This window comes from Flavobacterium sp. RNTU_13 (genome assembly GCF_046614455.1).
Taxonomy (GTDB): Bacteria; Bacteroidota; Bacteroidia; order Flavobacteriales; family Flavobacteriaceae; genus Flavobacterium.
In genome coordinates, this window is record NZ_JBKJHB010000003.1 from 261,122 (window position 1) to 283,977 (window position 22,856).

20 protein-coding genes are annotated in these 22,856 nt (G+C 40.0%); 12 read left to right on the forward strand and 8 right to left on the reverse strand.

The genetic code is table 11. From position 1 onward, the window contains the following. Positions 1 to 188: 188 nt before the first annotated feature. Positions 189 to 1,553 carry a GH1 family beta-glucosidase gene (locus ACLI08_RS09375; protein WP_411428225.1) on the forward strand — a complete coding sequence of 455 codons (1,365 nt, stop codon included), beginning with the start codon at positions 189 to 191 and terminating at the stop codon, positions 1,551 to 1,553. Between the two features lie 11 nt (positions 1,554 to 1,564). Beyond that, positions 1,565 to 2,569 (forward strand): glycosyltransferase family protein, encoded by a 1,005-nt coding sequence (locus tag ACLI08_RS09380; protein ID WP_411428226.1) that lies wholly within the window; start codon positions 1,565 to 1,567, stop codon positions 2,567 to 2,569. Positions 2,570 to 2,599: 30 nt separating this feature from the next. On the opposite strand, the gene ACLI08_RS09385 is transcribed toward ACLI08_RS09380, so the two are convergent. From ACLI08_RS09385 to ACLI08_RS09410, 6 genes are all read right to left on the reverse strand, one after another. Beyond that, the gene (locus ACLI08_RS09385; RefSeq protein WP_411428227.1) at positions 2,600 to 4,204 is read right to left on the reverse strand and encodes a GH39 family glycosyl hydrolase; all 1,605 of its coding nucleotides are present in this window, start codon (positions 4,202 to 4,204) and stop codon (positions 2,600 to 2,602) included. Between the two features lie 135 nt (positions 4,205 to 4,339). Then, positions 4,340 to 5,401, reverse strand: a complete 1,062-nt coding sequence (locus tag ACLI08_RS09390) for a serine protease (RefSeq protein ID WP_411428228.1) — start codon at positions 5,399 to 5,401, stop codon at positions 4,340 to 4,342. A gap of 72 nt (positions 5,402 to 5,473) precedes the next feature. Further along, positions 5,474 to 6,667, reverse strand: a complete 1,194-nt coding sequence (locus ACLI08_RS09395) for an alanine dehydrogenase (protein WP_411428229.1) — start codon at positions 6,665 to 6,667, stop codon at positions 5,474 to 5,476. Between the two features lie 53 nt (positions 6,668 to 6,720). Then, positions 6,721 to 7,128, reverse strand: a complete 408-nt coding sequence (tsaE, locus tag ACLI08_RS09400) for a tRNA (adenosine(37)-N6)-threonylcarbamoyltransferase complex ATPase subunit type 1 TsaE (RefSeq protein WP_411428230.1) — start codon at positions 7,126 to 7,128, stop codon at positions 6,721 to 6,723. Positions 7,129 to 7,144: 16 nt separating this feature from the next. After that, complete coding sequence (locus ACLI08_RS09405; protein WP_411428231.1) at positions 7,145 to 8,698, reverse strand: response regulator; 1,554 nt, start codon at positions 8,696 to 8,698, stop codon at positions 7,145 to 7,147. 214 nt (positions 8,699 to 8,912) lie between these two features. Then, positions 8,913 to 9,209, reverse strand: a complete 297-nt coding sequence (locus ACLI08_RS09410; RefSeq protein ID WP_411428232.1) for a hypothetical protein — start codon at positions 9,207 to 9,209, stop codon at positions 8,913 to 8,915. Between the two features lie 185 nt (positions 9,210 to 9,394). Here ACLI08_RS09410 and ACLI08_RS09415 point away from each other — a divergent pair, with 185 nt between their 5' ends. From ACLI08_RS09415 to sucD, 8 genes are all read left to right on the forward strand, one after another. Next, positions 9,395 to 10,639 (forward strand): HD domain-containing protein, encoded by a 1,245-nt coding sequence (locus ACLI08_RS09415; protein WP_411428233.1) that lies wholly within the window; start codon positions 9,395 to 9,397, stop codon positions 10,637 to 10,639. Positions 10,640 to 10,662: 23 nt separating this feature from the next. Further along, positions 10,663 to 11,685, forward strand: coding sequence for a UDP-3-O-(3-hydroxymyristoyl)glucosamine N-acyltransferase (gene lpxD / locus ACLI08_RS09420; protein ID WP_411428234.1), 1,023 nt, complete (start codon positions 10,663 to 10,665; stop codon positions 11,683 to 11,685). A gap of 17 nt (positions 11,686 to 11,702) precedes the next feature. After that, positions 11,703 to 13,100, forward strand: coding sequence for a bifunctional UDP-3-O-[3-hydroxymyristoyl] N-acetylglucosamine deacetylase/3-hydroxyacyl-ACP dehydratase (locus ACLI08_RS09425; protein WP_411428235.1), 1,398 nt, complete (start codon positions 11,703 to 11,705; stop codon positions 13,098 to 13,100). Between the two features lie 13 nt (positions 13,101 to 13,113). Beyond that, entirely contained in the window at positions 13,114 to 13,899 is a 786-nt protein-coding gene (gene lpxA, locus ACLI08_RS09430; protein ID WP_411428236.1) for an acyl-ACP--UDP-N-acetylglucosamine O-acyltransferase, read from the forward strand. A 45-nt stretch (positions 13,900 to 13,944) separates the two neighbouring features. Then, a complete protein-coding gene (gene efp, locus ACLI08_RS09435; RefSeq protein ID WP_411428237.1) occupies positions 13,945 to 14,511 on the forward strand; it encodes an elongation factor P in 567 nt (188 codons plus the stop codon). A gap of 89 nt (positions 14,512 to 14,600) precedes the next feature. After that, on the forward strand, positions 14,601 to 15,533 hold the full coding sequence (locus ACLI08_RS09440) for a UDP-3-O-(3-hydroxymyristoyl)glucosamine N-acyltransferase (protein WP_411428238.1): 933 nt from the start codon (positions 14,601 to 14,603) through the stop codon (positions 15,531 to 15,533). An 18-nt stretch (positions 15,534 to 15,551) separates the two neighbouring features. Then, complete coding sequence (locus ACLI08_RS09445; protein ID WP_411428239.1) at positions 15,552 to 15,914, forward strand: hypothetical protein; 363 nt, start codon at positions 15,552 to 15,554, stop codon at positions 15,912 to 15,914. Between the two features lie 132 nt (positions 15,915 to 16,046). After that, positions 16,047 to 16,919: a succinate--CoA ligase subunit alpha gene (gene sucD / locus ACLI08_RS09450; protein ID WP_411428240.1), complete on the forward strand. Its 873-nt coding sequence runs from the start codon at positions 16,047 to 16,049 to the stop codon at positions 16,917 to 16,919. 85 nt (positions 16,920 to 17,004) lie between these two features. Here sucD and ACLI08_RS09455 read toward each other — a convergent pair whose 3' ends face one another. Both ACLI08_RS09455 and ACLI08_RS09460 read right to left on the reverse strand, forming a co-directional pair. Next, positions 17,005 to 17,667, reverse strand: a complete 663-nt coding sequence (locus ACLI08_RS09455) for a hypothetical protein (protein ID WP_411428241.1) — start codon at positions 17,665 to 17,667, stop codon at positions 17,005 to 17,007. 40 nt (positions 17,668 to 17,707) lie between these two features. Next, on the reverse strand, positions 17,708 to 19,519 hold the full coding sequence (locus tag ACLI08_RS09460) for a mechanosensitive ion channel family protein (RefSeq protein ID WP_411428242.1): 1,812 nt from the start codon (positions 19,517 to 19,519) through the stop codon (positions 17,708 to 17,710). A gap of 135 nt (positions 19,520 to 19,654) precedes the next feature. On the opposite strand from ACLI08_RS09460, the gene ACLI08_RS09465 reads away from it, so the two are divergent. Then, entirely contained in the window at positions 19,655 to 21,742 is a 2,088-nt protein-coding gene (locus tag ACLI08_RS09465) for a M1 family metallopeptidase (RefSeq protein ID WP_411428243.1), read from the forward strand. 207 nt (positions 21,743 to 21,949) lie between these two features. Continuing rightward, on the forward strand, positions 21,950 to 22,843 hold the full coding sequence (locus ACLI08_RS09470) for an aldo/keto reductase (protein ID WP_411428244.1): 894 nt from the start codon (positions 21,950 to 21,952) through the stop codon (positions 22,841 to 22,843). The last annotated feature ends 13 nt before the right edge of the window (positions 22,844 to 22,856 follow it).

The following is a 22,856-nucleotide window of genomic DNA, read 5'->3' on the forward strand; positions in this document are numbered from 1 at the left end:
TTATAAACTTTCAATAACATTTTGTTAATCTGTTATTTAAGTTGTTGTAACACATCTGTGGTTATATTTGGTAAAACTGTTTTTGTATGAAACTTTTTCCTTTTAATATAATCTCATTCCTAAGAGAACGTTTATTCTTAAGGGCTATGCAGTCGTTTTTCATTCATTAATACAAGAGATTTTCATTGATGAGTAAACGACGTATAGAGCCCGAATTGTTTAAAGAACAATTCGGTGAAGATTTTTTGTGGGGTGTAGCTACCGCTGCTTTCCAAATTGAGGGTGCACACGACGCCGATGGCAAAGGCCCATCTATCTGGGATGTTTTTACCGAAAAGAAAGGACGTATTAAAGGGAATCATCATGCCCGTACAGCTTGTGATTTTTATAATACCTACCATGTTGATGTGGCGCTGATGAAGCAACTTAACATCCCTAATTTCAGGTTTTCTATTAGTTGGTCAAGGATTTTACCAAATGGTGTCGGAGAAATCTCTCAAAGCGGCATTGATTACTATAATAAACTCATAGATCATTTGCTTGAAAACGGCATAGAACCCTGGGTTACGCTTTATCACTGGGATATGCCTCATGCGCTCGACCTTAACGGAGGATGGACAAACCGCGACAGCATTAGCTGGTTTACTGATTATGTTACGTTATGTGCCAAGCACTTTGGCAATCGGGTAAAAAACTGGATGGTTATGAATGAACCATCGGTATTTACAGGAGCGGGATACTTTTTAGGAATACATGCACCGGGCAGGCGCGGGTTAGCTAATTACCTTAAAGCGGTACACCATGTTACCTTAAGCACTGCAGCGGGTGCGGGTATACTTCGTGCCACGATACCACAGGCTAATATAGGTACTACTTTTTCCTGTACCCAAATAGAGCCCTACACACAACGCGAAAAAGACATCGCTGCTGCAAACCGTGTACATACTCTATTAAATCGCGCCTTTATAGAACCCATTTTAGGTATGGGATACCCAGATGCCACTGACTTACCGGTAATTCGCAAAATGGAGCCGTACATTCAGCCGGGCGACATTGAAAAAATGGGATTTGATTTTGATTTTATTGGCATACAGTGCTACACCCGTGAGGTGGTGAAGGCGTCTGTTTTTACGCCGTATGTGGGCGCGTCATTAGTAAAGGCCGAAAAGCGCAGGGTACCTACCACAGACATGGGTTGGGAGGTACATCCACCATCCATATATCATATGATTAACCATTTTAATTCCTATCCTCAAATAAAAAAGATACTGGTTACTGAAAATGGTGCTGCTTTTCCGGATAGGGTAATTGATGGAAAGGTGTATGATTTACAACGTAAACACTATTTGCAAAGCCATTTGCGCCAACTCTTAAAAGCAAAGCAGGAAGGCGCACGCGTAGATGGGTACTTTGTGTGGAGCTTAACCGACAATTTTGAATGGGCTGAGGGGTATCATACACGTTTCGGACTGATTTATGTTGATTTTGAAACACAACAACGTATCGTAAAGCACAGTGGAGAATGGTTTGCGGAGTTTTTACAAGACAACTAACCAATGATTTTATGCAATCTGAAAATAAATTAAAGATATTATACGCGGTACAGGGTACCGGGAACGGACATCTTAGCCGGGCTATGGACGTGATTCCGTGCCTGCAAAAGCATGGCGAAGTAGATATTTTGGTTAGCGGAATCCAAGGCGACCTTGAGCTGCCATTTAAAGTTAAGTATAAGCTTACAGGCCTCAGCTTTATATTTGGTAAAAAGGGCGGCGTAGATTTGTTTAAAACGGTACTAAAATCAAATCTGCCAAAATTAATTAAGAGTATACGGAAGCTACCTGTAGAGGGTTATGATATAGTAATTAATGATTTTGAACCTGTAAGTGCCTGGGCGTGTTATTTTAAACATAAGACCTGCATTGGCCTTAGCCACCAAAGCGCAGTGTTAGATAAGCACTTTCCGCTACCCGATGAAGAAGACAGAAAAGGGAAGCTCATCCTTAAAAATTATGCACCCGCTGATTTATTTTACGGGTTTCATTTTTACTCCGTGGGCGATAACATTTTTACCCCGGTTATACGTGCCCATGTAAGAAACAGAAAGGTAACAGATAAAGGTCATTACACCGTGTACTTACCAGCATACGATGACAAAACCCTTATTAACAGGCTCTCAGCGTTTCCGGCTGTAAAATGGGACGTATACAGTAAACACTGCAAAAAGAAAAAAGTACTCAATAACATTACCATACAACCTATAGACAATGAAGGCTTTACAGCCAGTATGGCATCGGGTTCCGGGGTATTGTGCGGTGCCGGTTTTGAAACCCCTGCAGAAGCATTATTTTTAGGTAAAAAACTGCTGGTAGTGCCCATGAAAAACCAGTACGAGCAGCAGCTAAATGCGGCGGCTCTTAAAAAGATGGGCGTTCCGGTTATAAAAAGTCTTAATCCTAAATATACTGACGTAATGAGTAACTGGCTGGTAAACGGAAAAGTAATACCAGTACAGTATCCGGATAGAACTCAGGAAATCGTAGACCGCATTTTTGAAAATATTTCATAGTAAATAAGCCTCCGACAGGAGGCTTATGTATTACTGTTTTATTAGGTTTATAAGATAAACGTCATTTTCACGTAAGGAAAGCTGTTTTTTAAACACACCGTCTTTACCTATTAAAACTGTTTCAGTACTTACAGGCGTACCGTCTCCAAGTTTTTTTAACGTCTCTGTTTGTGCTTTTGTAAGGTTAGCCGGCTCACCCATTTCCAGGTAAGTAGAGTAGGGGTCGTTTACCCGGTAGCCTACCTTATACAACTCTAAAACGTAAGATCCCTCCTGAAGATTTTTCACAACCACATTGGCATTCCCCTTATTTTTTGCAGGTAAATCTTTTGTGTAATACACCTGGTTATTTACAGCATCGCCGGGGTGGGTATTTGTAAAGTCCCAAAACAGTATTTGTAAACCACCGTTACTATCTTTTGTGGCCCAGGATTCAGTATCTTTATTTACGAGTTCTGTAGTGCTAAGTTTATTCAGTAATCTATATGAGTGAAATGCCGCTTTGTTTATCCCTTGGGTGTTAAGCAGACCAAAACCGCCGTGGAACGGCTTAAACCTGGGGCCGGCTTCTTCAAATATATCTGTAAATACCCAGTAGCTCATAGAATTAGCGGCATCTCCGGATTGTTTTATTTTTTCGAGTATGTAAGCCGCTTCATGGTAACTGTCATGTATAGGATCTGCTGGGGTGTAAGACGCACTCCATTCTGTATAATGAAGTTCAATGTCAGGAAAAGCAGACGCCTTTATTTGCTTTCGCGAGTTTATTATGTCTCCACTTACGGCCATTGGGTCTTTACTCAGTACGGTACCAGAGTTGCCAAATTCATCTAGAAATCCTTGTTTTACTCCGTAAGAATGTGTGCTGGCAAAATCAATGGGCACATTATTTTTTTTGCAATATGCCAGCATTTCCGGGATCCAAGCTGCGCCCGCGGTAGCAGGCCCACCCACCTTAAAAGCAGGATTTACACTCTTTATGGCCTGTGCGGTATACTTATACAGTTTAAAATATTCTTCCTGGCTACCTGCCCAAAATCCGTCAAGGTTTGGCTCGTTCCACACTTCAAAGTACCAACTCATAACTTCAGATTCGCCGTAACGCTCTGTAAAGTGCTGAACAAGATTTTTAATAAGCCCTGCCCATTTGTCATAGTCTTTTGGCGGCGTAACGTTTCCTTTCCACCAAAAAATTGTTTTATTGCCACTTGCTAGTGGAGAAGGCATAAAGCCCAACTCCACAAACGGTTTTATACCGGTTTTAAGTAACGCATCATAAAGTGCGTCAATATACTGGTAATTGTATTCAGGATTACCGTTTTTATCCTCACGGTACACAGCCATGTCGTCTATTAGAAGGCCGTGCATACGGATATACTTAAAGCCACATTCTTTTGTTACGTAAGCCAGCTGTTCCTGCCAGTCGGCACGCAAGCCTTCATATGCTCTTCCGGCACCAATACACTCTTTAAACTGAGTATTTAATGTTCCTTTGGTTTTAGAATAGTCTATATTGATGTTACGTGTAGCCTTTTCCTGCGCTTCCGCCTGAAAAAAGATAGATAGTGCGAATGTAGTAGTAATCATTATTTTTTTTAAATAATGATATTTTTTTACCGGTTTAAATAACTTCATGATAATATATGTAAGGTTTGGTTACAGAAAACTCATTTCTATAAATTACTTATGGTCAAATATACCAAAAGTAATTTATAAAACAATTTTTTTTATGATTACATACAAATCATATAAGGGCAGTATGATAGAAATTTAAAGTGACAGGATTTTACAACCAGCGCCAGCTATTATCTTATGCATTTCTGCGTTAGTAGCATCATTTAGAAAATAGGCGATATCATGGCACCAGTTTTCTTTTACCGGTTGCATACAGCCGCCGTAGTGTATTGCCGTCGCTATAGATTCTGAGTTTGATTTTACAATCAGTGAGCCGGAGTTACCGGCAAGCGTGCTGGCACTGTGGCATTTTCGACCGGGATAGTTGCAGTCGCAATTTATTATTTTGCCGGGTGCTACTTTTTTTGAGCCGAGATATCGATCGAAAAACTTCTGCATGAAGTCGGCTCCATCTTGTGATTTTAACTGTTGCACCGGAAACCCGATTGCAAATATATCGTCCTCATTATCTAAGCCGCAAGATGTATTAAAATTAACCGGATCGGGCATGTTATCAACAGTTTGTAGTTGCAAAAAGGCTACATCTAATTTGTTATGGTCTATCTTTTGGCTGTTTATTCTTGCAGGAGGAGCGTAAAGTATTTTTGTGATTTTGCAAAGTTTGGTTATTGTATTATCAGTTTCGCCTTCAAAATCTATAAAGCTATCTGAAATAAAATTCCAACCTAGTTTAGTTTCTTGTGCTAAAAGCTGCGCTACATGTCTGTTAGTCATAACCATATGTGGTGCCACTAAAAACCCGGTACCAACAATTTTGTCGAAAACTGTGATTTTACCCGTAGCTTTTATGGCTGTTTTTAAACTTTCAGCGCGAGAGTCAGTAAGTGTCTTTGCAGGAGAATCTTCAAAAACGGCAGTATATGGTACTCCGTTTAGAACAGGATAGGATGGAAGTGAACCATCAAAATTCAGGATAATTTTAAAAAGTGATACATGGTTAGCAGATAGGTCCCCAAAGCTTTTATTTGATATAAGCTTAAGGCCTGAGTATGCTATGTTATTGAGCTTATCACAGTATTCAGGAATCAGTAATTGCGTTAATTTACTGAACGCACTGTAATGACGGTCTATAAAATTTGAATTGGCACTTGTAAGCCTTTCTGCCTGGTTTTCAGCCCATAAATATTCATCCTGCATAATCTTGGTAGGTTATTCAGGGCTAAATTATCTAAAATTTAGATACATTACTGTAGTGAGGGAAAAATATTGTTAAAACATAATCAAATTGATATCGGTACTGTCAATATCAAACCATTCGCCTACACCACGATTTGTAAGGCGGCCATGATACATATACACACCATTTTTTAAGCCAGCATCGCAACGCATAGCGCTTTCAATACCGCCGTCTTCTGCCATTTGTAGTAAAAATGGGCTTATAATATTACTAATGGATAGTGAAGCTGTTTTACTGTAACGCGAAGGGATATTTGGCACACAATAATGGGTAACGTTATGTTTAACAAACGTAGGCTTTTCGTGGGTAGTAATCTCGCTGGTTTCAAAACATCCGCCGGTGTCTATAGAAATATCTATAACTACAGCGCCACGCTTCATGCGTTCTACCATAGTTTCGGTTACTATAACCGGGCTGCGGTCTTTACCGCGCATGGCACCTATGGCCACATCGCAGCGCATTAACGATTTTAATAGCGCTTTTTCCTGTATGGTACTGGTAAATATACGCTGGTTAAGATTGTTTTGTAGCCTGCGTAGTTTATTAATAGAATTGTCAAACACCTTTACACTTGCACCCAAACCTATTGCGGTTTTTGCAGCAAATTCGGCAGCAGTACCGGCGCCTATGATAACCACTTCTGTAGGAGGAACACCTGTAATGTTTCCAAACAAAAGTCCTTTGCCTAGTTTTTGGCTAATCATTAATTCTGCAGCTATAAGTACTGATGCAGTACCGGCTATTTCGCTTAGCGATTTTACCGCGGGGTAAGACCCATCAATGTCTTTAATGAATTCAAATGCCAGTGCCGTTATTTTTTTAGACTGCAACGCGTGGAAATATTCTGCTTTTTGAGTTTTTAACTGTAAGGCAGATATAAGCAATGTTTCCGGATTCATCATTTCTATCTCCTTAACTGTAGGTGGTTCTACTTTAAGAATAATAGGGCAACCGAAAACTTTTTTGGGATCATGAGTGATTTCAGCTCCTGCGTCGCTATATTCTTTATCAGAGTATGAAGCGGTTTGCCCTGCGCCACTTTCCATAAGCACACGATGCCCGTGCGCCACAAGTGAAGATACTGCATCTGGCGTAAGGCATATCCTGCGTTCCTGAAAAGAGGTTTCTTTTGGTAATCCTATGAAGAGCTCCCCACGCTGTTTCATTACTTCAAGTGTCTCTTCCTGGGGTAGCAGCTGTTGTCTGGTAAATGGTGTTATCGGCATGATGTTTTAAAAAAACTGATACAATGTACAAAAAATAAAAAAACGGCTTACAATTATTTTACAAGCAGTTGTCTTCTGCCATCGTTCATTGTTTTTATAGTTACAGCAGTATGTTCCAGCGGAATAAGGTTTGGCGTTTTTTCCGGCCATTCTATAAAACATACATTCCCGCTGTAAAAGTATTCATCTATGCCCATATCATATGCTTCTTCTTCACTGTTAAGGCGGTAAAGATCAAAATGGTATACCGTTTTACCGTCGATTGTGCTATATTCATTTACTAATGAAAACGTGGGGCTACCGGTTATATCGGTAACCCCTAATTGTTTAGCCAGTGCTTTTATAAGAGTTGTTTTACCGGCTCCCATTTGGCCGTGAAATAACAGTATGTTTTTTGGTGGCATTGCCATTAATTGTTTTGCAGCGTTTTCTATTTCCTCAAGCGAAAATATAATCTCCATACGTCTATAGTTCTGTTTACCTAGGGTTTAATACTAAAAATGGCACTATCATTTCTTCCAGCGAAATACCTCCGTGCTGGTAAGTATTTCTATAGTAGCTTACATAATGGTTGTAATTGTTTACGTAAGCCAGGAACAAATCATTTTTTGCAAATATAAAAGAACTGCTCATGTTTATAGCTGGAAGCTGAATTGATTTCGGGTCTTTCACATGGTAAACGTCACGCTCTTCAAAGGTAAGGCTACGCCCTGTTTTATAGCGTAGGTTAAGGCTCGTGTTACGGTCGCCAATAACCTTGCTCGGGTTCTTAACGTTAATAGTGCCGTGGTCTGTGGTAATGATAAGGCGCATACCCATAGACTGCGCTTGCTGTATCATTTCCAGGAGTGGCGAATTTTTAAACCAGCTCAGTGTAAGCGATCTGTATGCTTTATCGTTACTGGCAAGTTCTTTTACCACGTCCATTTCAGTTTTGGCGTGGCTAAGCATATCTACAAAATTGTACACTACGGTAGTAATGTCATTATCTTTTAAAGTTTTAAAATTATCTGCCAGCTTTTTACCGTCCCTGTAGTTTGTAATCTTATAATATTCCTGTTTAAGTGCGCTAAGCCCAAGGCGACGAAGCTGCTCTGTAAGGAACTCTGCTTCATATAGATTTTTTCCTCCGTCGTCTACGTCGTTTTTCCAGTATTGCGGGTATTTTTTTTCCATCTCAAGCGGGGTAAGCCCGCTGAAGATAGCGTTACGCGCATACTGTGTAGCCGTAGGAAGTATAGAAAAATAAGCGGATTCTTTTTCAAGCTTGTAATGGTTACCTACCACGCTCTCAAAAGCCCTCCATTGGTCGTACCTAAGGTTATCTATAACAACAAATAGTATTGGCTGTTTTTTCTTTATTTCGGGTATTACAAGTTCACGGAACAGGTTGTGGCTCAGTACCGGTTTTTCTGCTTTCGGATCAAACCAATCTTCGTAATTTCTTTCTATAAACTTCCCGAATTGAGAGTTGGCTTCCACCTTTTGAGACTCCAAAATTTCCACCATACTTTGGTCTTCTATGTTTTCCAGCTCCATTTCCCAAAAAATAAGCCTTTTGTACATATCCACCCAGTCTTCATAGGTGCGTACCATAGCCATATCCATAGCTATCTTCCTGAATTCCTTTTGGTAATCCAGTGTTGTTTTGCTGGAAACCAGTCGGGAGTTATCAAGGTTCTTTTTTAATGATAACAGTATTTGGTTTGGATTTACGGGCTTAATTAGGTAGTCGGCAATTTTAGAACCAATCGCTTCCTCCATAATCATCTCTTCCTCGCTTTTTGTAATCATAATTACCGGGGTAGATGATTTTTTTTCTTTCATTTCGGCAAGTACCTCCAGCCCGCTAAGGCCAGGCATGTTTTCATCAAGGAAAACAATATCAAAATTCTGCTCATCAAACAGTTCCAGCGCATCCTGGCCGTTGTTCGCAGTGGTTACTTTATAGTTCTTTTTTTCCAGAAAAAGGATATGGGGTTTCAGCATGTCAATCTCGTCATCGACCCATAGTATGTTTATCTCATTCATAAGTATGAAAGAATTTTCGTTCGAATATATAACGTATGCAAGTTACTTTTATTTGCCGGTTTTTGTATTAAATTTTTTATAAAATCTCCCTTTTTCAAGAGTTTCCGTAAACCAGTCATTCCAATATTTATACGCTCTTTAAAACAAAAGGCCTGCAAAAATTACTTTTCACAGACCTTTCCTTCAATAACCTAAGTAACAAAAAATAACGTTATTATTGTTTTTCAGGCTTCGTTGAAGCGTTAACTGTAGTGTTGGTTACCACCACGGTAGTTGCATTTTTTTCTTTTTCACTTTTTTGTACGGATGCTGATTGCTTTTCGGATTTTGCGGTCGGGGCAGGATTATAGTAATCGTTGTTTTTTTCCGCCGCTTCCTTCGCGTTTTGTTCAACATCTGCTATCGTAACTGCAGGAGGGGTGTTATCTGCCCGCTCTATAACGTTGTCATTTTGGGCATACGCTGCTACACCCAAAAGCAAACAGACTGATATGTAAAGGTTTGCTTTCATAAGCAAAAATGATTTATTTACTAAAGTTACGAAAAAATATTGATTTATTTGTAGATGCTGTTGGCTTAACTTGTGTTTAACGGGTATTAATAATTGAAGTTAAATATCTTACGGAGCTGTTAAACAAACCCGAAAGTTGGCAGATAGACAACAGTTTAATATCTTTGTTAAAATTTTTTATCTGCGTGAGCAAAATCAATAAGCTAAAGATACTTAACGATCCTATTTACGGATTTATCTCTATAACCAATCCTTTGTTATACGACCTTATACAGCATCCTTATTTTCAGAGGTTAAGGCGTATTTCTCAAATGGGTCTTTCGTACCTTGTATACCCCGGTGCACACCATACACGTTTTCATCATGCCTTAGGCTGTATGCACTTAATGCAGCGTACCGTAGGCGTGCTGCGTTTTAAAGGGGTAGAGATAAGCGACGATGAAGAAAACGCGCTTTGCATTGCTATTTTGCTTCACGATATAGGGCATGGGCCGTTTAGCCATGCCATGGAGCACAGTATTGTAGAAGGTGTAAGCCATGAAGATATTTCTATAATGTTTATGGATAGCCTTAATGAGGCTTTTAATGGTAAACTTACGCTTGCTATTAAAATATTCAGAGGAGAATACCACCGTAAGTTTATGCTGCAACTCATTTCCAGCCAGCTGGATATGGATCGTATGGACTATCTTAAACGTGATAGCTTTTACAGTGGTGTAGCCGAAGGAAATATTAATAGTGAGCGCCTTATACAAATGTTTAACGTAGAAAACGATAAACTGGTTATAGAGGAAAAAGGTATTTACAGTGTAGAAAAGTTTATTGTGGCGCGCCGGCTTATGTATTGGCAGGCCTATTTGCATAAAACCAGTGTGGCTGCAGAGCTCATATTAACCAAGATACTAAAACGCGCCAGGGAGCTTACCCATAGCGGAGTAGTGTTGTCTGCCAGCGAACCGCTGTTGTTTTTTATTAAGAATACTATAAATAAAGAGGATTTTACTCCGGACGTTTTAAAAAAGTTTTCTTATCTGGACGATTTTGATGTTGTGGGTGCCATAAAGGCATGGCAGTTTCATGATGATTTTGTGCTAAGGGAACTCTGTAAAATGATTATAAACCGCGATTTGCCAAAGATAAGACTACAGTCTGAAAAAGCGAGTAGGGAAGAGGTAAACGCCTTAAGGGAGCGCGCTACAAGAATGCTTGGAATATCTGATAAAGAAGCAAAATATTTTGTTTTTGAAGGTAAGGTAAAAAATCAGGCCTACAATAAAGAGGGAGAGCCTATACATATATTACATAAAGACCGTACTGTAGAAGATGTTATTGAAGCCAGTGACCAACTGAATTTAAAGGCATTATCTAAGCCGGTAACCAAGTATTATGTCTGTTTCCCAAAACAGCTATTAGATGAAGCTTCTATTTAATTAAATTTTTTATTTTTGTCGGGATGAAATTTACAGCGGAACAAATAGCAGGGGTGCTCGAAGGAGACGTGGTGGGAAACCCACAGGCAGAAGTGCATACCCTTGCCAAGATAGAAGAAGGTACCGAAGGATCCATTACATTTTTGGCTAATCCTAAATATACACCTTATATATATACCACTCAGGCTTCGATTACCATCGTAAACAGGAGCTTTGAGCCCGATGCGCCTATAACTACCACGCTTATAAAGGTAGACGACGCGTATAAATCATTTTCTAAACTTTTAGAATATTATAATCAGGTAAAATTAATGAAGAGCGGTATAGAACAGCCTTCGTTTATATCTGACAACGTTACATACGGAGAAAACCTTTACCTGGGAGCATTTTGCTACATTGGTAAAAATGTAAAAATAGGTAACAACGTTAAAATATACCCTAATACATTTGTAGGCGATAACGTAACCATAGGCGATAACAGTATACTGTTTGCCGGTGTGCGTGTATATAGCGAAACACAAATAGGCAATGGCTGTACCATTCACTCAGGTTCTATAATAGGGTCAGATGGTTTTGGTTATGCACCTAATGAAGAAGGTGTGTACAGTAAAGTGCCACAGATAGGAAACGTTATCCTGGAAGATAATGTAGATGTAGGGGCTTGCACAACCATAGACAGGGCTACTCTTGGTAGTACTGTTATTAAAAAAGGTGTAAAGCTAGACAACCAGATACAAATAGCACACAATGTAGTTATTGGCGAAAACACTGTTATAGCTTCTCAAACCGGTATTGCAGGGTCTACCAAAATAGGTAAAAACTGTATTATTGGCGGGCAGGTAGGTATAGTGGGTCATTTAACTATAGGTAATGGTGTACGCATACAGGCACAGAGTGGTGTAGGGCGAAATATACCTGACGGCGAGGCTATACAAGGCTCTCCTGCCATGGGATACACTGATTTTAATAAGTCTTACGTGCATTTCCGTAATCTTCCAAAAATTGTTGGCGAGATTAACGACCTGAAAAAAACAATCAAAGAGTAAACTAAAAACGATATATAATGGTTAAACAAACCACAATCAAAAGTGAGATTTCATTAAAGGGAGTGGGCCTGCATACAGGTAAAGAAGTTACCATGACCTTTAAACCTGCCCCCATTAACAATGGGTACACTTTTGTAAGGGTAGATTTAGAAGGCCAGCCTGTAATAGAAGCTGATGCCAGTTATGTAGTAAATACCCAGCGCGGTACCAACCTTGAAAAGAAAGGGGTAAAAATACAAACCTCTGAACACGTACTTGCAGCGTTTGTGGGTTGTGATGTAGACAACGTAATTATAGAGCTAGACGCCAGTGAGCCGCCTATTATGGATGGGTCTTCTAAGTTTTTTGTAGAAGCCATAGAAACCGTAGGTGTGGTAGAGCAGGATGCCGAGCGTAAAATATATGTGGTAAAGGAAGTTATTTCTTATACCGATGAAAATACAGGCAGCGAAATTATAGTTATGCCTGCCGATGACTATCAGGTAACAACCATGGTAGACTTTGGTACTAAGGTACTGGGTACACAAAATGCCACGCTTAAAAGCATGAGCGATTTTAAAGCTGAAATAGCTGATGCCCGTACATTTAGTTTCCTGCATGAACTTGAAACGTTATTAGAGCACGGCCTTATTAAAGGCGGCGATCTTAACAACGCGATTGTTTATGTAGATAAAGAAATTTCTGAAGAAACCATGGAGCGCCTTAAGGTGGCTTTTGGTAAAGACAGTATAGCTGTAAAGCCAAATGGTATTTTAGATAACCTTACCCTTCATTACCCAAATGAGGCTGCACGCCATAAACTGCTGGATGTTATTGGCGATCTTGCCCTAACCGGTACAAGGATTAAAGGTAAAATCATAGCCAATAAACCAGGGCATTTTGTAAACACACAGTTTGCAAAGAAACTTTCAAAGATTATTAAGATAGAGCAGCGCAATCAAGTGCCTGTGTACGATCTTAACAAAGAGCCACTTATGGATATCCATAAGATTATGGCTATGCTACCTCACCGTCCGCCGTTTCTTTTGGTAGATAAAATCATAGAGATGAGTGATACCCATGTGGTGGGGCTTAAGAATGTTACTATGAATGAAAATTTCTTCGTAGGACATTTCCCGGGAGCACCGGTAATGCCTGGTGTACTAATTGTAGAAGCTATGGCGCAAACAGGTGGTATCCTTATTTTAAGTACTGTACCTGATCCTGAAAATTATCTTACTTACTTTATGAAAATTGATAATGTAAGATTTAAACAAAAAGTACTTCCGGGTGATACCCTTGTGTTTAAGTGCGATCTTTTATCGCCTATACGCCGCGGTATATGCCACATGCAGGCTAATGCTTATGCTAACGGTAAACTTGTTGCCGAAGCAGAGCTTATGGCACAGATAGCTAAATCATCATCATCAAACTAACGAATAACAAGGTATGAATCAACCTTTAGCATACGTGCACCCGGGTGCCAAAATAGCCAAAAATGTGGTTATAGAACCTTTTACAACCATTCATAATAACGTGGTTATTGGCGAGGGTACCTGGATAGGCTCTAACGTTACCATAATGGAAGGCGCCCGCATAGGTAAGAACTGTAACATATTTCCCGGAGCTGTAATTTCTGCGCCTCCTCAGGATTTAAAATATCAGGGTGAAGACACCACAGCCGAAATTGGAGATAACACTACCATACGTGAGTGTGTAACCATAAACCGCGGCACATCTGACAGGATGAAAACCGTTGTAGGTAACAACTGCCTTATCATGGCCTATTCGCACATTGCCCACGACTGTATGGTGGGTAACTACTGCATATTTAGTAATAATACTAACCTTGCCGGACACATTACGGTAGGCGATTACGTGGTACTTGCCGGTCTTACCGCCGTACACCAGTTTTGCACCATTGGCAATCACGCCTTTGTAACAGGCGGATCGTTAGTTCGTAAAGATGTGCCTCCTTATGTAAAAGCTGCACGCGAGCCGCTTTCGTATGTGGGTATTAACTCTGTAGGTTTAAGAAGGCGAGGGTTTACTCCTGAAAAAATCACTGAAATACAGAATATTTACCGTTTCCTGTACCAAAAAAACTACAATACCACTCAGGCTATAGAAATGATAGAAGCAGAGATGGAGGCTACTCCGGAGCGCGACGAAATTATTATGGCTGTACGTAATTCTTCGCGTGGTATTATGAAAGGCTATACTGGTAGCCTGTAGCGGTTAACAACAAATGCATTAATAAACAAATATAACACTTAAGAAATGGCAACTACATCAGATATACGTAACGGTCTATGTATTAAATTTAACCACGACATTTACAAAATCATAGAATTCCTTCACGTAAAACCGGGTAAAGGACCAGCTTTTGTTCGTACAAAACTCAAAAGCCTTACTACTGGTAAAGTACTTGATAACACTTTTTCTGCAGGTCATAAAATAGACGACGTAAGGGTGGAAACACACAAGTTTCAGTTCCTGTATGCAGAGGGTGATGATTTTCACTTTATGAACGCTGAATCGTACGAGCAAATTACACTTAATAAAGACATTCTTGATGCTCCGGGTCTTCTTAAAGAGGGCGAAAATGTTATGGTAATCATCAATGCAGAGACTGAAGCGCCACTATCTGTAGATATGCCTGCGTCTGTAGTACTTGAAGTTACTTATGCAGAGCCGGGAGTAAAAGGTAATACAGCTACAAACGCTACTAAACCTGCTAAAGTAGAAACTGGTGCAAGTGTTAACGTACCGCTTTTTATTAACGAAGGTGATAAAATTAAAATCGATACAGCTACAGGTGCTTACGTGGAGCGTGTAAAAGAATAATTTACATACTAAGAGCCGGGTTTACACCGGCTCTTTTTTTCCTTTCATATATCATCAATCAGCCCGTAAGGGTTTTTTCCTTTAATAGTATGAAATTTCCAAATGTTCAGGCTTTAAAAAGCATTGCAGCAATAATAGGCAGCGAGTACGTAGGTGACGATAATTTCCCGGTTCACGGAATGAATGAAATTCATGTTGTGGAACCAGGTGACATTGTTTTTGTAGACCACCCTAAGTATTATGATAAAGCGTTACAGTCTGCCGCCACCATTGTGCTTATAAATAAAAAAGTAGACTGCCCGGAAGGTAAAGCGTTACTTATTTCAGACGACCCATTTAGGGATTTTAATAAGTTGAGCATGCATTTTAGGCCATTTCAGCCTGCAACGGCTACTATTTCGTCATCGGCAACAGTAGGCGAAGGCACAGTTATTCAGCCTAATACTTTTGTGGGAAATAATGTATCAATAGGAAAAAATTGTCTTATCCACAGTAATGTAGCTATTTATGACAACACGGTAATCGGCGACAATGTTATTATACATGCTGGTACCGTACTTGGTGGCGATGCATTTTACTATAAAAAGCGCCCTGAAGGGTTCGACCAGCTTATTTCTTGTGGCCGTGTTGTAATTGAAGATAATGTGGGCATAGGCGCGCTTTGCACCATAGATAAGGGCGTTACCGGCGATACTACTATTGGTGCCGGGACTAAAATTGATAACCAGGTACACATAGGGCACGACACTATTATTGGTAAAAAATGCTTGATAGCTTCGCAAACCGGTATTGCCGGTTGTGTAGTTGTGGAAGACGAGGTAACCATGTGGGGCCAGGTAGGTGTTACCAGTGCTATTACCATAGGCGCAAAAGCTGTTATACAGGCTCAAACCGGTGTGGGCAAATCCCTGGAAGGTGGTAAGGTATACTTTGGTTCGCCAGCGGAAGAATCGCGCGAAAAGCTGAAGCAGATGGCTTACGTAAAACGTATCCCTGAAATATTAGAAAAATTGAATAAGTAAAATTACTTTCCCCTCAGAATGGATGTAAAACAATTTATAAAAGACTACTACGAAAACCTGCTTACTCCGGAAAATCTTAAAAATTTTCTGCATCCTCAGGCCATTATTGAATGGCACAGTCAAAGAGGTTATGTAGAGATGGATACTGCTGAAATAGTAAAGTTTATGGAAGTGGTTAGCAGGAATAATACTACCTTAAGATTTCGGGTTACTCATTTAGTAGCTGAAGGCGAAAACAAGGTTGCTGCTAAATATATAAACTATCTGGAATCTGCAGATGATCTAAATATTGAAAAAGAGGTTTCTCACGGTATTTCAATTTGGGAACTAAAAGATAATAAGTTGTATCGCGGTTATATAATTACGAACCAAATCAGCTGATCTTTTCAAACCGCGGGTGTTACAATAAATTCTTGCAAAATTGATATATAAAATAGAAAAAAAGCGTGAAGCGTATTAGTTAAAAAGCTATTTTTGTATCGCAAATTAAGAAAAAACAATAATCATTATATCATGAGTGTTCTAGTTAACAAAGATTCCAAAATAATTGTACAGGGCTTTACAGGAAGCGAGGGTACTTTCCACGCTACCCAAATGATTGAATATGGTACTAACGTTGTAGGTGGTGTTACACCAGGTAAAGGTGGTACAACCCATCTTGACAAACCTGTTTTTAATACCGTTAAAGATGCAGTAGACGTGGCAGGTGCAGATACCACTATCATATTCGTTCCGCCGGCCTTTGCTGCTGATGCAATTATGGAAGCTGCTGAAGCGGGTATTAAGGTAATCATAGCAATTACTGAAGGTATTCCTGTTGCAGATATGATTAAGGCTTATGATTACATTAAAGGAAAAGACTGCCGCCTGATAGGCCCTAACTGTCCGGGCGTAATTACCCCGGGCGAGGCTAAAGTAGGTATTATGCCAGGCTTCGTGTTTAAGAAAGGTAAAGTGGGTATTGTTTCTAAATCAGGTACACTTACTTATGAAGCTGCTGACCAGGTTGTTAAACAAGGTCTTGGTATTACTACAGCTATTGGTATTGGTGGTGACCCAATTATTGGTACCACAACTAAAGAAGCTGTAGAACTTCTTATGAACGACCCCGAAACTGAAGCTATCATTATGATAGGTGAAATCGGTGGACAACTTGAAGCTGATGCAGCGCGCTGGATTAAAGCTGATGGTAACCGTAAGCCGGTAATTGGTTTTATAGCTGGTGAAACTGCTCCTAAAGGACGTACAATGGGTCACGCTGGTGCTATTGTAGGTGGTGCTGATGATACAGCTGAGGCTAAAAAACGCATCATGAGGGAAAACGGAATCCACGTTGTTGATTCGCCTGCTGAAATCGGTAAAAAAGTTAAAGAAATCCTTGGTTAATAGTAAAGACTATTTACTAAGGTCATACCATAAAAACGGGACAGTAAAAATACTGTCCCGTTTTATTTTTTTACTAAAGCAGCTCTTACTTCTGAAAAGGCGCGCTGTTTAATACTTCGCTGGTAAATTGTATTTCACTCACTATTTTATTGATTCCCTGCCTTATAATAGTAAGCGGATGACTGGGGAATTCGGCGTCGTATTGCTGTTGTTCTGATTGGTTCATGAGTACGCCGTTTGTTATGTTTTTGTCATATGGATCTGAAAACCAGTTTAGGAATCCATGTTCTCCAATAGATATTTCATTTCTTTGCAGTAGTTTTTCCGCTACAACCGCATCACGTATACCGGTTACACCAGTTTCAATAGCCTGTAGTTTTACAACAAAGCTAAAATCCCGAAAGGGGATGGTAACAGATGCTACATAGGCCATGCCTGCGGGCTGTCTGATTTTGAAAATTGCTTTAACCGCAGTAATCCCATTTAAGGTTACACAATCAGTTTCTATAAGTCCACCGTTATTTGGATATATAAGTTCCCGGTAATAGGATTTTAAAAACTCAATGTCTTTTGCAGTGGGTAAATCCGGTTGCTTGGCAAAATAGTTCACAGATAACGAAGCAGATTCGGTTTCGTTTAAATAAACAACTATGCTGCTACGTTGATCGGCTAGGTGCCAGCCCAAGTTAGGAACGGTAATACTGTTTACACTAATGTTATTTTTTGCCTTTTTAAAAAGTCCGAACACGTTATATAATTTAAGTAAAATTAGTTATTATTTACGGCAACTATCCGTCTGTTTTAGTTTCATCATTTTGCTTTCCCACACTGCCTTCCGGCGGGTAATTAATTGTCCCGTCCAGTTCGTCGATGTGCTCCTGTCTGAAAAATGGTAGTTTCAACTCGCTAGCTTCGCGCCATTTTTTTACGGTTTCCTTCGCCTTATCCGTTTTTTCTTGGTCTACACCTTTATCCTGCGCCATATACAGTGTTTGGCTTGGGTAGGCAAAGTCGCTACCGCTTTTAGCAACAATATCTAGTATTCTCAGTAGTACATCTTCCTGTACTTCCTGAGAAGCATCGAAGCTTATAGCCTCTAAGTATGCGAAGATTTCAATTTTGTGACCGCTGGCACTCATGCCTACAAATCTTACTTTTGCAGGATCGTTATTTACACTTGGGTGTGCATACAGCATACTCCTGATCTCAACCAAAAGGTAGCGTAACTGATCCGGTGTTGTTTCCATACGAAGTTCCAGCGTAGGATTAAACAGGTAGCGGTCTCGGTGCGCATAGTTTTCTACATTAGTACTGGCAAATTGTCCGTTTGGTATCGTTACCACAGTACGCTGGGGTGTACGCAGCCTTGTGCTTCGCATACCGATGGATTCAACAGTACCTTTGATATCGCCTACGCGGCAAAAATCACCTACACGAATGGTTTGGTCAGCAATAAGGCTTACACTGCCTACAAAGTTTTCCATTGTTTTTTGCGCACCCAGTGCTAAGGCCAAACCGCCTATACCCAGTGCCGCTATCCATGTTGTAACATCAAATCCTATTGCACCTAGTAGTGCTATTATACCGATTACGATAATGGCTATTTTAGCCATACGGCGTATAAACAAAATCACCGAAATAGCTGATATACGCTTGCGTATGGTCATGCGGTTTTTAGTGAAATCGCTCACAATATCGGTAAGGCGCCACAGTAGGATTAGTATTGCTGCTATGCCTATGGTAACGGTTATGGTGCTAAAACGCTGACGTATAATTATGGAAATCCCTACCTGTTGTGAGGCTTCAACAAATAGTAATACGGAGATATACAATCTAAGCGGTAAGCCCAGAGCCTGAATTATCAGCCACTTTTCAGGGTTACGTGCTTTCTTCCAAATCCCACGCATTACAAGCCCCATTAATGCTACTAATAACCAGGATGCTATGTAAGACAGCACAATAAGTACTACCATGGCCAGCCAGTGCCCAAGCGGTACACCTCCAAGAGTGCGCTCTTTTAAATTATCTGAAAGTACAATATCCAATAACGAGGATTCGTCTGTGCCGGTTGCAGAAATAGCAGCAACGGTTTCCGCAGAAAATTGCCATAATGGTGGATTTTCTTCGGTATCTCCGCCACGATTTTCCACATATAGTTTGATTTCTTTTCCATTTGCAGTGACGGTGCCCACAAGATCCTGTCCTGCAGCCAGTTCATCGTCAGCGCGTCCTTCGTTTTTATCGCTTATAAGCGATGACGGAATCATGTCGCCACCCTGGTCCAGCAATTTCTGGAATTTGGTTACAATCCTGGTTCGCTGTCTGTTACTGCGCCAATTTCTTTTAAGATTAAGATAGCGGCTTGCTCGTATGTAATTTTGGTCGGCAACAGCCTGAATAAAGCCATTAACGGTACCCCGGGGGTCTCTGCGGTTTAATGAATCAGGCGGATAAACGGGATTTTCGGTAGTTGCCTTATCTGCTTCGGTTCCTCCGGCAGATGGTAACAACTGGGCTTGTAACGCAGCCTGCATAGACAGCAGTAGTACAGCGGTATACAGCCATTTTATATATCGTAGTTTTGTATGTGTCTGCTTCATGAAATTCCTGTGCGGTTTTGGCTATTAAAAGTACAAATTTACAATACTTAAAGCGCTTGTTTTAACGTTATGTTCGCAAAAACATTTAGGCTTTTATTATAGCATATTTGTGTAGCTTTGTAAAAAACATGGACAATGAAAACCTTTATATACGCCCTTTACCTGGGGCTTTCTTTTTCAGCTTTTGCCCAAAATCCAAAAAACGTCGACTTTAAATCACTAAATGCCCGCCTTAACTTTGATTATGATAAAAAGGGTATCAGTGGCTCGGTTCACTACACTTTTGAAGTTGAAGGGCATAAGCCCGATACTATATACATAGATGCACAAAATATAAATTTTGAGACAGTAAGGGTAAACGGCAAAAAGAAGACCGGATGGGTGGCTACACCCAAACTTCTAAAAATTTATAAAGGATTTAAAAGAGGAAAGAATAAACTGGAAATAACATATAACGCCAATCCGAGACAAACCCTCTATTTTGTTCAGGATGGCGACGACCAACAGATATGGACACAAGGACAGGGTAAGTACACCAGTCATTGGTTGCCCAGTTTTGATGACGTTAATGAAAAGTTAGTGTTTAATATAACTGCAACATACGATAAAGCGTACACGATTTTATCTAACGGGGCATTAGCTGACACTATAACAAACGGAAACTTAAAAACCTGGAGCTACAAAATGGATAAACCTATGAGCAGCTACTTGGCAATGTTGTCTATAGGCAAATTCCACAGATGGAATATGCAGTCTTTCGGCGGAACACCTATTGAGCTATATCTTAGAGAAAAGGACACGGCTAAGTTTCTACCTACCTACCGTTATACCAGTGACGCTTTTGAGTTTTTAGAAAAAGAGACTGGCGTGCCGTACCCTTGGGGTGTTTACAAACAGGTACCTGCTGTAGATTTTTTATATGCGGGTATGGAGAACACTACAGCAACTATTTTTGCCCAGGATTACGTTGTAGATGAAATTGGTTTTAACGACCGTACTTATCTTAACGTTAATGCACATGAGCTTGCCCACCAGTGGTTTGGCGATCTTATTACCGAAGAAAGCGGTAAACACCACTGGCTGCAGGAAGGTTTTGCCACCTATTACGCTATGCTTGTAGAGCGCAGATTATTTGGTTACAATTATTTCAATAACGAGTTGTATCAAATGGCAGAAAGGCTTCAGCAAGCGTCTAAAACAGATACCATACCGGTATTAAATGAAAAAGCGAGCACCCTCACGTTTTATCAAAAGGGTGCATGGGCGCTGCATGCCTTATCTCAGGAAATAGGAGAGGAGGCTTTTAAAGCTGCAATAAAATCATATCTTGAAAAATATGCTTTTAAAAATGTAAATACAGACCAATTCTTAGCAGAAATTAAATTGGCGGCGCCACAATGCGATACCGATGCATTTAAACAGCGTTGGTTAGAAAGTGCTGTGTTTCCCATTCAGGAGGTTATGGGTATTTTATCTAAAAATGCATTCATTAACGAGTATCTTGAGCTTGGTGCAATGGCAGATAAGCCGTTTGCTAAAAAAAAAGAACGTTTTTTACAAATAATGCAGTCAGAGGAGGCGTACTATCCTTTAAAGGAGGAGATACTGTTTCAGATTGTTAAAGTGCCATTTGCGGAAAAAGAAGAATTAATAAAACTGGCATTGGCAAGCAATAATATTAGAGTAAGACAAAGTGTGGCGCGTACAGTTACCACAATGCCGGAGAGTTTTTATGAAAGCTATCATAGCCTTTTAAGCGATGAATCTTACATAACCCGCGAAATAGCCCTAAATGTGCTCTTTAAAAAGTTTCCGAAAAACCAGGTTGCCCTGTTGGATGAAACTAAAAAATGGTACGGATTCAATGATATGAATTTGAGGTTGTTGTGGCTTACTCTTGCCTATTCCTGCAAGGACTACCATCCTGAAAAAAAAGACGATTTTTACGGAGAACTTATTCACTACGCATCTCCGAAGTTTGATAGCGATATCAGGCAAAATGCGCTTGCTAACCTTCTTTATATCGGTAAAGCTGATCCTATAGTGTGGCAGGATCTGGCTAATGCACTAACGCACCATAAATGGCAATTTGTAAAGTTTGCAAAAGACAACTTAAGAAAACTTATAAAGAAGCCCGGATATAAGGAGTTGATTATTAGTATTGCACCTTCTTTAAACGATGCGGAGAGAAATAAGCTCGAAGCATTACTGAATGAAAAATAAAAATTGAGAGTAAATATTTTATTTTTTTCCTTAGTAAATTGTCGTGTTAATGTTTTGGTATCCTTAAGGATTTAATATTAAAACGCTGCAGTGTGTTAACGATAAATGTGAAATAATTATACTAATGGTTAAATTGACTTTTTTTAACCTTTTCTAGGTATTCTCAATCCTTTTAGGAAGCTTATTTTTGCAAAACAACACACAATCATGCAATATAAGTTTTTAAAAAATGGATTTAAGGTAAGCGTTACTTCGTTCGGGTGTATGTCTTTGGAGGAATACGGAATAGAGAACGATTATCTTATAGGCAGTGCTATAGACAAAGGAGTAACCTTGTTTGATACAGCGGATTTATATAACAAGGGAGGGAATGAAATACTACTGGGTAAGGCACTGGGCAACAACAGGAAGAATATACTATTGGCTACAAAAGTAGGAAACAGGTGGCGCACAGACGGATCTGGCTGGGACTGGATTCCTACTAAGGAGTACATTCTGGAAGCAGTAGACCACAGCCTTAGACGTTTAAATACCGATTACATAGATCTTTATCAACTTCATGGAGGTACGCTGGACGACCCGCAGGACGAAATAATAGAGGCTTTTGAACGCCTTAAACATATGGGTAAGATAAGGGATTATGGTATTTCATCCATCAGGCCAAATGTTATAAGAAGCTATGTTTCGTATTCTAACATAGTTTCGGTAATGACGCAGTATAGTTTGCTGGACCGTAGGCCTGAAGAAGAGGTACTTCAACTTTTAGAGGATCATAAAATTGGCGTTTTAGCCAGGGGTACGCTGGCGTCTGGACTTTTGGCAGGCAAACCTGCTGCGTCATATCTTAGCTTAAAAGAAACAGAAGTAAGAAATATACAACGTAAGGTTATAAAGTTAGCTCCTGTAGGGAAGACTCCGGCAGAAACTGCCATAAGATATGTAGCAGATCATCCCGCAGTTACTACGGCAGTGGTGGGGGTACGTACCTCGCTGCAACTGGACGAGATGATAGATGCAGGCAGCCTTTCGCCGCTTACAGAGAAAAAAAGAAGTGCCATAGCGGCTATTTGGACGGGTAATAAGTACGAACAACACAGGTAAAATAAATAATTAT